Origin of the sequence: Rhizobium sullae (assembly GCF_025200715.1) — a bacterium.
Taxonomy (GTDB): Bacteria; Pseudomonadota; Alphaproteobacteria; order Rhizobiales; family Rhizobiaceae; genus Rhizobium; species Rhizobium sullae.
The window spans coordinates 640,842-653,894 of record NZ_CP104143.1 but is presented as its reverse complement, the minus strand read 5'-3'; the positions used below and the strand labels follow the sequence as shown (position 1 = coordinate 653,894).

Here is a 13,053-nt window from a genome sequence, read left to right as displayed (position 1 = left end):
TAAAAAGCAGAAAAGGCGCCGGGGCGCCTTTTCCAGATTCACACCTGAAGAGTGACTCACGAACCGATCAAGCGGTCGGCGTCGTCGTTGAGTGATGATCGTCGTCATAGAGGATCTTCACCGTCGACGTGTAATTCTGAAGCACCGCGACATCGTGCCAGGTCCCGTTGTCGTTGACACTGATGGTCGTACTGCCTGCGGCAACCGTGCCCTTCACGTTCGCAAGCGCCTCCGCCTGGCTCGCTTCGTGACCCAAGAGCGAGTTGAGGAGGTTGGAGACGTCCAGCGTATCGCCCTGACTGTTCTCGAAGTCCGTGATGACATCGGTAAGGTTCACCTCCTTGAAGGCGGCAGCATCAATGACAAAGGTGTCGCTGCCGCCGCCGCCGGTCATCATGTTGAGGCCGGAACCGCCGACAAGAATGTCGTCGTCGGCGCCGCCAAAGAGAATGTCGTTGCCACTACCGCCGCGCAGCTGGTCGTCGCCGGCGCCGCCAAGAAGAAGATCACTTCCGTCGCCGCCCCAGAGCGTATCGTTACCGCCGCCGCCGGCCAGTATATCGTTGCCGTTGCCGGCGATATCGCTGTCGCTCGAACCACCGGAAAGCGTGTCGTCGCCGGTCGTGCCAACGATCAGATTGTTCGTGTCATTTCCGGCGGAACCCGCCACGTAATCCGGCAGATTTTCGCCAATTGCTGCGTAAGTCACAGTGGACGTCGTATGTCCATTGTCGTCAACGACCGCCAGCGAAAGCGAGGCGTCGCCAAACATCGCAACCTTCGCGTGCCAGCTCGAGCCTGACAAATCCAGGGTGCGATTTGCCGAATCGCCGCTTCCGATGCCACCGTCAAGGAAATCCTGCAATTCAGCTCGATATGTCGAGCTGAGGAGGATTTCCTGAAGTTGTTCCGCAGAGAAAACAATATTGACGTAGTCTTGGTTGTGGCCCGCATCGCTCACGGTGTCGCCGCCATAATAGGATGTGACACCACCATCATGGTCCCAACTGGTGGTGAGTTTGTCCTTGCCGTTACCCATCAAGATCGTCCAATCGCCGTTGAAGGCGGTTGTCGAAAAGTCCCCGATATCCGGTGCGTTACCGAAGTTGATTACCTGGCTGGTTACCGATCCCCCGGAAACGATAATCGAGACCGTCACCGGATTGCTCTGCAATGCGCCGTCCGTCGCATAATATGTGAACGTATCCACACCTACGAAGCCAGCCGTCGGCGTATAGGTGAAGGTCCCCGTGGCAGCGTTGAAGCTGCTTATCGCTCCATGCTGCGGGCCAGTGTCTATGACCGCCGTCAGCGTCTGGCCGTCTGGATCGCTATCGTTGGCAAGCAACCCGGTCGTAACGATCAGGACCGTATTGGCCAACGTTGCAAATGGGCCATCCTCGTTGGCAACCGGAGCTTCGTTGACCGCCGTCACCGTGAAGCTGGCGTGGCCGATGCTGGTCTTGAAGTCGTCACTCCCGTTCGTCTTGCCGTTGTCGCTGATCGTGTAGTCGAACGACGCAGTGCCATTGAAGTTTGCGGCAGGTGTGAACACCACCTGACCGTTGACGATCGCCACTGTGCCGCCGATCGCATTGCTGACGGCCGTCACAGTCAGCGATTGGCCGGTTTCGTTCGCCGGGCCGGTGCTGTCGTTATCCGTCAGCGATGCGAACGAAATCGTCCGGGCGCCGCTGTCTTCGGCAACGCTCGTCAGGACATCGGACACCGCCACCGGCGCGTCGTTGACCGGCGTCAGGTCGAGCGTCGCGCTGCCGGCAACGCTCGCCGTGCCGTCCGACACCATGTAGCTGAAGCTGACCGCAGTATCGTCGTTGGCATCAGGCGTGAAGGTCCAGGTGCCGTTGCCATTGTCGACCAGCGTGCCGGAGGAGGCCGAAAGGCCGCTCACCGTCAACGTGTCGTGTTCGACATCGGTCGCGCCAGCCAGAAGATCGGCCGTCGTGATCAGATGCGCGCCGCTGTCCTCGGCAATCGCCGCCAGCGTCACGGCCGGGACAACCGGCGCGTCGTTGACCGGCGTCAGGTCGAGCGTCGCGCTGCCAGCAACGCTCGCCGCGCCGTCCGACACCGTGTAGCTGAAGCTGACCGCAGTATCGTCGTTGGCATCAGGCGTGAAGGTCCAGGTGCCGTTGCCATTGTCGACCAGCGTGCCGGAGGAGGCCGAAAGGCCGCTCACCGTCAACGTGTCGTGTTCGACATCGGTCGCGCCAGCCAGAAGATCGGCCGTCGTGATCAGATGCGCGCCGCTGTCCTCGGCAATCGCCGCCAGCGTCACGGCCGGGACAACCGGCGCGTCGTTGACCGGCGTCAGGTCGAGCGTCGCGCTGCCAGCAACGCTCGCCGTGCCGTCCGACACCGTGTAGCTGAAGCTGACCGCAGTATCGTCGTTAGTATCAGGCGTGAAGGTCCAGGTGCCGTTGCCATTGTCGACCAGCGTGCCGGAGGAGGCCGAAAGGCCGCTCACCGTCAACGTGTCGTGTTCGACATCGGTCGCGCCAGCCAGAAGATCGGCCGTCGTGATCAGATGCGCGCCGCTGTCCTCGGCAATCGCCGCCAGCGTCACGGCCTGAGTTTCGGGCGCGTCGTTGGTGCCGGTTACCGTCCAGGAGACGGAGGCCGGTGTCGTCGTGATCCCGTCGGAGACGCTGTAGTTCACCGTCACCGTCGTCGTCGCGCCGGCCGCCAGAGACTGGTAGGCCGGGTGGTTCGGATCGAGCGTGAAGGAATGCGTCGCCGCATCGTAGCTCACGCCGGCCGGCAGGGCACCCGGCGAGCCGCTGACCGCCAGGCCGTCGACCGACAGGGTGGTGCCGAGATCGACGTCGCTCGCATTGGCAAGCGCGTCGAGCGTGACGCTTGCGCCATTCTCGGTGGCCGTGCCGGTGACTTCCCCGCTGACAACCGGCGCATCGTTGGTGCCGGTCAGCTTGATCTGGACTACATGGGTGTCGGTGCCGCCGTGGCCGTCACTCACCTCGACAGTGTAGCCGATGAGCGACTGCCAGCCGTTGGGCAGGAAATTAAAGGCTTCGGAATTGGAATTGAACGTCCAGTGAATATCGCCGGCCGTATGCGCGCCATCGATGACCGCGCCACTGCCGATGCTGAAGAAGCTCAGCAACTGAGCCGAAGTAAAGCGGGCCTCAATACCCGCGCCGCCGGCCGTGACACCGGTGACACTCGCTGTGACGTTGTCGGTCACGTCGACATCGGCGACGCTCAGAGTACCGGTCGTGCTGAGGCCGGCGTTCGTTTCCGTGAGGGCGGCAAAAGCGCTGTCGCCAGCATCAACCGTGATGATCGGCCCATCGTTGGTACCGGTGATCGTCGCCGTTACCAGCTTTGAGCTGAGTGCACCACTGGCGTCCGTGACTATCACCTTATAGACCTGCGTCACCGTCTGGCCCTCGGCAAGAAAGTCCAACGAGCTGTCGGCCGCCTGCAGCTTCCAGTCGATCCGGCCCGAGTTGGACGCGTCCGTCGGCGAATGGTTCAGCCACGCCGAGAACGCGCCGAGATAACTACCGCCCGGGTTGCTGGTGCTGACCTGCTCGATCGAGACCATATGATGATCGCTGGCATCCGGATCGACGAAAGTCAGATGACCGGTCTTGACTCGAATCTCGCTCGAACCAACCTGGCCGGCATGCTCCGTCAAGGGAGCGGCAGTCTCGCCCCAACCGAAAGCCGGTGCGTCGTTGGTGCCGTTGATGGTGACCGCGATGTCCTTTGTGACCGAGTCGTGATCGCCATCCGTCACGGTGTACGGAATGTGCAGGACTACGGTCTGTCCTGCCGGCAGACGGTCGAACGCCGTGCCGGGATTGATCGTGATCGTGTGACCGTCGGCGCCGAGCGTGATCGACGGCGTGCCCAGGATCAGCCCGGCCGGAACCCCTGTGTAGCTCGGCGTTCCGAAGGACAGAGCGGCACCAATCTCATCCGCACCAAAGGTGAAGTGGGTGCCTTCGATGAGCGTGACGCTCTTGCTGTCGTTCTCCGACATAGCCGCAGTCACGTTTGCAGCCGTCGGCAAGCTGTCGGCGACGTTGATGACGAACTGACTGGCGCCGAGCGTCACCGCATCGTGGTCGCTGTCGACCGCCTTGACATAGGCACCGAGATCGAGCGGCAGGCTATCGCTGCCGGCGGCGTGATCGAATTCGCCGTGCAATACAAAGGTCGCCGTTCCGTTTGCCGACACAGTCAGCGTGAAGAGCGGCGTTCCGGGCGCACCTTCGGCATAGCCGGTAAGCGTGGTTCCGTCGGAAACCACCTTCACCTGCTGGCCGCCGGCCGTAACCGTGCCGAGACTTTCCGCGGTTGCGATGGTTTTCAGCGCGAATACCGCAGTACCATTGCCATCGTCGGCACCGACCGAGACCAGCGAGGAAAGATCGACATTCGCAGACGAGACGTCGTGGCCAGCCTCGACCTGCAGGCTCCAGTCGCGCAGAGTGCCCACATCAGCTCCAAGATCGTCCCTGATTTCCAGCGTCCAGGTTCCCGCCATGCTCTTACCGTCGAGCAGGGAAAGCTGGTCGATCGCTGGACGCCATGTGCCGACGAATGGAGGGGGAGCGGAGGTAAAGCTGTTTGCCGCTTCGTCGTCGAACATGATGGTGCCGTTCGGATCGCCAGCTCCGCCATTATCGTCGACAAGCCGAATCCGAGTGCCATCCGGGGCAATCAGCGTGATCTCAAGGTCCGCCATGAAGGTGTGAGTGAGATTGATCGAGACGTTGACGTCGTGGATCGTTCCCCCGGCAGGCACCGTGATGGTCGAAGTGATCGTGCTGACGTCCGGGATGGCAAGATTGACCGTACCCGATGCGAAGCTGTGCGTCTCAAGCGTAGAGCCGCCTTCCATCACATTGCCGGAAGCCGTCATGTTGGCGACCAGCGTCGGAACGCTGTCGGCAACATTGATGGTGAAGGGCTGATCGACATAGTCGCCGTCGCCGTCGAAGACGCGGGCGACGAGGTTCAGCGAAATGTTATCACTGCCGTCCGGGTGATCGAGGTTCTGGAAGAGCGTCGCGGCAAAGCTGCCGGGATGCAGGACGCTGACGATGAAGACCGGATTATCGGCAGTATCGCCGGCCTTGAACGCAACGATTTCCTGATCGACGCCGTTCGTCGTGCGAAGGAGGTATTCCAGGGCCACGCCGTCGGAGGTGAGGCCGCTGTCGATGATCGGGTTTCCGTTGCCGTCCGTGCCGATCGCGACATGCGCCGCCTTGCTATCGACCCCGACATTCACATGGAGATCGCCGAAGACGGAACTGACCGAAGGCAGGCCAGTCTCCGAAAGCGTGCCGGTGGCAGCCGGTGCCGCAACGGACGGACCACCGTCGTTGATGTCGATCTGCAGGCTGTTCGTTGCCGTGTCGCCGTCGCCGTCGGTGACGGTGAAGACGATCTTCATGCGGCCGCCGTCGGCAGCACCGGTCTCATTGGCGTCGGCCTGGTCGATCGGGCCATACTGCGTGAACTTGTAGGCGCCGGTTGCCGGATCGGTGACTTCGACCTTGAAGATCACCGTACCGTTGGCAAGCTTGCCGAACAGCGTCAGGCCGTCCGGCTGATCGATGTGGATGTCCTTGCCACCCGACTGCAGAGCATGGGCGGCAAACTGGGCCGCATCGGCATCCGCAATCAGCGGGTGGCCAGTGCTGCCGAGGCCGTAGGCGATCGAGGTGACCTTGGCGCCGTCCGCGCCGCCGTCGAACACCATCGTGCCGGTCGCGGAGGTCTCAATGAACGAACCGTTGGCATTGGCGGTTTCCTGGACCGTGATGCGGCCGGAATAGCTTGCTTTCGGACCATCGTCGGTAATGTCGATCTGCAGGCTGTTCGTCGCCGTGTCGCCGTCGCCGTCGGTGACGGTGAAGACGATCTTCATGCGGCCGCCGTCGGCAGCACCGGTCTCGTTGGCGTCGGCCTGGTCGATCGGGCCATACTGCGTGAACTTGTAAGCGCCGGTTGCCGGATCGGTGACTTCGATCTTGAAGATCACCGTACCGTTGGCAAGCTTGCCGAACAGCGTCAGGCCGTCTTGCTGGTCGATGTGTATGTCCTTGCCACCCGATTGCAGAGCATGGGCGGCAAACTGGGCCGCATCGGCATCCGCAATCAGCGGGTGGCCAGTGCTGCCGAGGCCGTAAGCGATCGAGGTGACCTTGGCGCCGTCCGCGCCGCCGTCGAACACCATCGTGCCGGTCGCGGAGGTCTCAATGAACGAACCGTTGGCATTGGCGGTTTCCTGGACCGTGATGCGGCCGGAATAGCTTGCGGTTGGCATGTCGTCATTGACTTCAACGCGGATGATGCTGGTGGTCGTATCGCCGTCGCCATCATGGAAGGCGACGGTTGCATCGACGCGCAGCATGTCGATCGGCGAGCCGTCGGCTTTTGCGAAATGGTCGACCGCCTGCAGAAGCTTGGCGGTGACAGTCGTACCATTTGCGGCGAGCTCGATCACGGCGTTGCCGATAGTGCCGACGTAACCGGTAATCTTCGTGCCGTCGGCGGAAAGCTGGAAGGTGAGCGGCTGGCCGTCTGCCTTGAGTGGCGAAACATACGTCGCGCCGGGGCTCGCCAGCGTGAAGTCGATATTGCCCTGCATGCCTGGGCCGAGGTCGAGATGGACTGCGCCGGTGAAGGTGGTCACGCCTGCGCCGTCAGCACCGTAATTCACCGTGAAGCTCTTCGATTCCGTATCCGGCGTCGAGCCGTTGATGTCAGCTTCACTGAGCGTGATGTAGCGGTCAACATTTCCGGCGACCGGAACGTCGTCCTTGATGCCGACCCCGAAGGTGCCGGTGATCTTGTCGCCGTCGCCGTCCGTCGCCGTGTAGGTGACGCTGATCGCCAGATTATTGGCGCCGTTGCTGGCCGGGCCATGCGCCAGCGTGTTGTCGAGCAGCGAGAAGGTGTAGGTGCCGTTGCTATTCAGCACGATCTTCCACGAGCCGTCATTGGCCGTCAGCGAATGGGTCGCATCCGACCAGGTCGCCTGGCTGGCGGCGAGAACGACCTTGCCGCCGTCCGCACCGAGCGAGATGTCGAGATAGCCGGTCGCCGAAAGACCAGGCGTATGCGGCGAGGTGCCGTCCGGCAGGTCGTTTTCGGACAACGAGGGGCCGGAGGTAACTGGCCTGTCCAGAACCGGGCCGTCGTCATCAAAACGGATGGCGTTGCCGATCGAGACCGACTGGCTGGCAATATCGCCGTCGCTGTCGATGGCGGTGACCACGGCGGAAACCCTACCTGCGAGGTCGATCCTGTCGTCGTCCGCCTTGTTCACGTTCGGGTTGGACAGCGACAGATACTGGGCCACGCTGACGCGTCCGTCGGAGTCGACGTGGATTGCGAATGCCGCCTCGCCCGTCGGAATGCGGCCGACGACGATGCCGTTTTCCAGTGTCAGCGTGATCGGCGCGCCGGCGGTCGTGGTGAGGCCCGAAGCAGCATTGTCGATCCGAAGCGTTAGGCTGGCGGCTGCCGGTCCATCCGCGCCGACGGAAACAGTCGTATCCACAACATCGTCACGCGCATACACCACCCGCATGTCCGGATCACTGCCCGCATGCGTGACGCCGGCGAAGAGGTTTCTAACGCTCCGCTCTCTCGTGTTGTCGTTATCGTCGCCTCCACTCTCGTCGATGGTGACCGAGCCGTCCCGGAAGATGCTGACGACCGGCGCATCGTCGATGATCGTCACGATGAGCTTGCCGCCGAGCGTGATGCTGTCGCCGTCGCGGTCGATCGCCTGGATGACAGAACCGAAGTCAATGCCGGAAACCGTCGCCGAACCGGACTGCAGGTCATTGCCGCCGCCCGATGCATGGTCGAGCTGGTCATACTGCTGGAACTGGAAGCTGCCGTCGCTTTCCAGCGTCAGAGACAGGACCGGGCGGTCGGCGAACGGATTATAGGCTGGGCTGCCGGTATTGACATAGCCGATGATCATGTTGCCGATCACGGTGTAGGACAGTTCGCCGCCCTGCGACGACAAATGCAGTGCAGCGAGCGTCTGGGTGGCATTGGCCGTGACGGAGAAGCCGCCACCTTGAGCCGCGCCGTCGGCGCCAAAGGCGACCGTCGAGGCGACGGAGCCGGTAACCGTTGCAGAAAAGCCGGTGGGCAACAGATTGAACTCGGAAGAGGAGCCATCCTGCTCACCGTCGAACGGGCTGTTGCCCTGCGACAGGAAGTTGAAGATGTCGCCTTCATCGGATGTGACCGCAACTGCCGGGCCGGACAGGACCGGAGCGTCGTCGCGGAATTGGATTTTGCCGCCGATGTCGATCGACTTGGTCGCGACATCGCCGTCGAAGTCGGTCGCGGTGACAACAGCAGAAATCTTACCGACAAGGTTCACCAGGTCATTGGAATCGCCGCCGTTCGGATGCTGAATCGCCTGGTACTGACCGATACTGACGCGGCCGGAGCTGTCGATGCTGATCGCAAAGACGGCATCGCCATGGGCATCGCGGCCAATGACAAGGCCGTTTTCTTCCGTCAGCGTAACCGCTTCACCAGAAATCGTCTTCAGGCCGGAATTGGCATCCGTGACGTCAAGCGTCAGCGAAACGCTCTTCGGTTCGTCCGCACCCGCGCTCGAGCCGGAATTGACGATCGCATTGCCACCGCGGGCATAGCCCAAGGCCTGCAGGCTTTCGCCGCTTTCCAAGCCTGCGAAGACCGAAAGCGCGCCGGTGTCGTTGCTGCCAACATTCTGGCCGGCGGTTTCGTCATGCGTAACTGTTCGGCCCGTCAGCGAAATCGAAACGGTCGGCAGATCATCGGTGATCGTCACGACGAGTTTGCCGCCGAGCGTGACGCTGTCACCATCGGCATCGGTTGCCTTGATGACCGAGCCGAAGTCGATGCCAGCAATCGTGTGGCTTTCCCCTGCCTGCAAATCATTCCCAGCGCCTAGAGCATGGTCGAGCTGATCATATTGCTGGAAGGTGAAGCTGCCGTCGCCCTTCAGCATCAGCGACAGGACCGGACGGTCGAAGAGAGGGTTATAGCCCGCACTGCCGGCGTTGACATAGCCGATGATCATGTCGCCGATCACCGTGTAGGACAGTTCGCCGCCCTTTGACGATAGCTGCAATGCAGAGAGTGTTTGGGTGGCGTCGGCAGCAAACGAGAAGCTGCCGACTCGAGCTGCACCGTCAGCGCCGAAAGAAACGGTCGAGGCAACCGAGCCCGAGACAGTCGCCGCATCGCCGAGACCAAACACCGAGGGCTCCGAAGACGAACCATCCGCCGTGCCGTCATTGGGGCTGTTGCCCTGCGACAGGAGGAGATTGGAAATATCGCCTTCGTCGGCAGTAACTGCAATAACCGTTTGCGAAACAACCGGCACATCGTCGTTGACGTTGATCGTCAGCGAGCCGGTCGCAGTGTCACCGTCGCCGTCCGTCGTCGTAAAGCCGATGGTGACCGGCAGGTATTCTTCCGAAGCACCGGCGGTCGTGTGTACCAGCGGAGCGGAGAGATCGAACTTGTAGCTGCCGTCGGCGCCAACTGTGAGGGTGAAGACGGTATTGTGGCTGTTTACGCCGGTTGCGGTCAGAATGGTTTCGCCGTTCTCGTTTGTCGTCGTGGCATAGCTCAACGCCTCCTGCACGCCGCGGCCATTGACATCGTAAATGGCTTTCAAACCTTCCGGCGCATCGAAGGAAACGGATGCGACGCCGTCGGCGCCGGCCGTGAACAATGCGCCGGCTGCGCCGGTCACTGACTTCGAATCGGCAACGTCACCGGTTCCGCCGTTGTTGCCAGGGAAGGCCGTCTGCGCTTCGTCGTCCAGCACCGTTTCGGCCGTGACTACGTTGGCGACAGGGACGTCGTCGTTGACGCCGATCGTCAGCGAACCGGTTGCCGTGTCGCCATCGCCGTCCGTCGCCGTGAAGCCGATCGTGAGCGGCAGGTTTTCTTCGGAGGTGCCGGCCGTCGGGTGAACCAGCGGGGCGGAAAGATCGAACTGATAGCTGCCATCGGCGCCGACCGTCAGGATGAAGACGACGGCATGAGTGTCGACGCCGGTGGCTGTCAGGACGGTTTCGCCGTTCTCGCCGGTGGTCGTCGTATAGCTCAGAGCTTCCTGAACGCCGTGGCCGTCGACATTGTAGATGGCCTTGATTCCCTCGGGCGTGGTGAACGAAACGGATGCGACGCCGTCGGCGCCGGCCGTGAACAATGCGCCGGCTGCGCCGGTCACGGACTTAGCATCGGCAACGTCACCGGTTCCGCCGTTGTTGCCCAAGAACGCCGTCTGCGCTTCATCGTCCAACTCGGTTTGAGTGGTGACGATGCTTGCCGTCGGCGTGTCGTCGTTGATGGTGACGGTGAGCGATCCAGTCGCCGTGTCGCCATCGCCGTCCGTCGCCGTGAAGCCGATCGTGAGCGGCAGGTTTTCTTCGGAGGTGCCGGCCGTCGGGTGAACCAGCGGGGCGGAGAGATCGAACTGATAGCTGCCATCGGCGCCGACCGTCAGGGTGAAGACGACGGCATGAGTGTCGACGCCGGTGGCTGTCAGGACGGTTTCGCCGTTCTCGCCGGTGGTCGTCGTATAGCTCAAAGCTTCCTGAACGCCGTGGCCATTGACATTGTAAATGGCTTTCAGACCTTCCGGCGCATCAAAGGAAACGGATGCGACGCCGTCGGCGCCGGCCGTGAACAATGCGCCCGCAGCACCGGTCACGGACTTCGTATCGGCCACGTCACCGGTTCCGCCGTTGTTGCCAGGGAAAGCCGTCTGCGCTTCATCGTCCAGCACCGTTTCCGCCGTGACGATGCTTGCCGTCGGCGTGTCGTCGTTGATGGTGACAGTGAGCGAACCCTTCGCGGTGTCGTTGTCGCCGTCGGTGACTATGTAGTTGATCGCCAGGGAGAGATCGTCCTCGGCCGTGTTGCTGTCGGAATGAACGAGCGGCGCGCTGACGGTGAATTCGTAGGAGCCGTCGGCGTGGACGACGAGGGTTGCGACAGTCTGGCCGCTGGTGCCGCCGATCGCCGTGAACGTCGTATCCGTGCCACTGATCGAAGGCTTGCCCCACTGGACGGATTCCGTGTGCGCGAAACCATCCTCACCCTGGTAGATGGCGCTGAAGCTCATCTGTTCGCCGAGCACGATGCTCTTGAAACCGTCGGCGCCGGGCGTGAAGAGCGAGCCTGCGCCGCCGCTGACAGTGGTAACGGTTCCTGCATCGCCTTCGCCGCCGGCATTGCCGGGGAAGACCTCCTGCAGGTCGTCGTTGATGACGGCTTCGTTTGCGGCCTCATTGCCGTTCGGTACGTCGTCGTTGACGGTGACCGTGAAGCTCGTACCAACGGTATCGCCGTCGGCGTCGCTGGCAGTGACGCCGAACGAGAGGTCGATCTGCGTGTCCTGCGATTGCGTTTCACCCTGCGGATGGTCGATGCTGGTCAGCAGCTGGAAGCTGTATGTGCCGTGCGCGGCCTTCGGATCGAGCGTGACGACGAAGACGTTGATGCGTCCTTCGCCGGATTCAGGGCCCGTATAGGCCGTCAGCGTGTGGCCGTTGCCGGAGATTTCGTAGTGGATTGCCGCACCGTGCGAGGTCAGGCCTCCGGGGGCGTTCTGGGCGTCGAACGTCAGGTCGCGGTTGACGCCGTAGTCGGCGCCCCAGTCGACGCCGAGCGAAATGCCGCCAGTGATTGCAGGGCTCTCGCCGCCGAGGAGACCCGCTTCGCTAACCGTGCTGTTGTCCGTGGCGTCGCCGAGGTCGATGCTTGGACCATCGTCATTGATATCGATCGAGGCGATGCCGGTTGAGGAATCGCCGTCCTTGTCGGTGACGGTGTAGCTGAACTGCAGGCGAAGCGCGTCGGCAGCACCGGTCTGGCCCAGATCTGGATGATCGAGCGGGCCGGACTGGGTGAAGGTGAAAGCGCCGGTTTCGATGTTGGTGACCTGGAGGACGAAGACGGGCGTGTCGCTGCCTTCGACCGTACCGGTGATCGTCAGGCCATCGGCCGAAACGGTGACGGTGATGGGCTGGCCGCCGGAGGTCAGGCCGTTCGGCACGCCGGTCGTGCCGCCTTCTTCGTCGATATTCGTCGTGCCGACGAAGGCAATGCCGGTGATGACGCCGACATCCTCACCGCCGTCGAAGCCGAACTGGCCGTTGACAGTCTGCTCTTCGAAGCCGCCCTCGCCGTTTGCCGTTTCTGTGAGCGTCAGAAGCTGCGACCCAGAGATCACCACTGGGACGTCGTCGAACAATTCCGGGCCATTGTCTGGGCTCGCATCCGGCTGCTGCGTATCCGCCAGAAGCTGAGCCAGTTCGGTCGGGGCGTCGCCGTCGTCTTGGATCGTGTCCTGGAATTCGGCGCCGGAACTCGGCGCTGCCGGGGTTGCGGTATCCCCGCCATCCGGGCCAGCGGCGACGTTGATGTTGCTGTCGTTCAGCGCCGCGATAACGGTGTCGCGCGGAAGCTCGACGTCGCCGAGCATGAAGGCCGGGACGTGCAGCGCGCCGTTGACGATGACGATTTCCGTGCCATCGGCTTGGACGAGCACTAGGTTGCTGCCCTCGATGCGTATGTCGTCGAGCGAGACGTCGGCTGGAAGGTGGGCAATGTTGTTCTGATCCGGAACGACCTCGTTCGGGCTGCCACTGGGAGGTGCGGGTGGAACGTTCTCGACGCGGTCAGTCTTCGGGGTCTGTTCGCCGCTCTGCGCCTGGGCGAGCTCGACGCGCTCAATTTCGGCCGACTTTGCTTCGTCGTATCCTGCGGCTTCGCGAATGTCCGAAAGAAATTCGTGCGGCGCGTTTTCGCCATCGACGTTCGAAATGCGCAGATCTTCTTCGATAGACATGACAGTACCCCAAATGAACAACTGGGGTGCAATCAATTACGCGGACGTCCCGATTGCAATACTTCCTTAACCACGCAGATATAGCCGATTATGCATCCCCCCAAAAATGTTCAGGAAGGGTTAACCCTGCGGGGCAGTTTTCGGGCGGGAACGATAAAATTTGA

At 62.2% G+C, this 13,053-nt stretch carries 1 protein-coding gene; it reads right to left on the bottom strand.

Features of this window, described 5'->3' with window-relative positions:
• Window positions 1–67: 67 nt before the first annotated feature.
• Window positions 68–12,889 (bottom strand): T1SS-143 repeat domain-containing protein, encoded by a 12,822-nt coding sequence (locus N2599_RS03200; RefSeq protein ID WP_311319496.1) that lies wholly within the window; start codon window positions 12,887–12,889, stop codon window positions 68–70.
• Window positions 12,890–13,053: the final 164 nt, after the last annotated feature.

Excerpts from the sequence above, each read along its gene's own strand:
- N2599_RS03200 (WP_311319496.1), bottom strand. The coding sequence starts at position 12,889 with ATGTCTATCGAAGAAGATCTGCGCATTTCGAACGTCGATGGCGAAAAC.